Raw genomic sequence first — 265 nt, 5'->3', positions numbered from 1 at the left:
AGCAGCACCACTGCTACGTGCAGTAGCAGGCCATGCAGTTCCTGCTTGCGCGCGATCATCTTCGTGGTCTGCAGCACGAAATCGGCGACAAGGTGAGCGGTCAACAGTACGAGCAGCGTTTCAAGCATGTCCTTTCTGCCTGTGAGTCCTTCCTGTGGCTCGCGTCGCGATAGCCAAGTCGCCGCGAAAAGCAACGAAATTTAGTTGCTTAAGCCAAAGCAACGCTATTTAGTTGCTTTTCCAGAACCGTGAATGCTCCCGTACG

General features: G+C 54.0%; 1 protein-coding gene. It reads right to left on the bottom strand.

What is annotated here, in order from left to right; genetic code table 11:
- A partial coding sequence (locus P8629_RS12915) for a DUF3307 domain-containing protein (protein ID WP_442908708.1) occupies nucleotides 1–128 on the bottom strand: 128 nt, incomplete at its 3' end.
- Nucleotides 129–265: the final 137 nt, after the last annotated feature.

The organism is Hydrogenovibrio sp. 3SP14C1, assembly GCF_029625905.1.
Classification (GTDB): domain Bacteria; phylum Pseudomonadota; class Gammaproteobacteria; order Thiomicrospirales; family Thiomicrospiraceae; genus Hydrogenovibrio.
The sequence above is the reverse complement of the archived record's forward strand: the minus strand, read 5'-3'. Positions and strand labels throughout refer to the sequence as shown.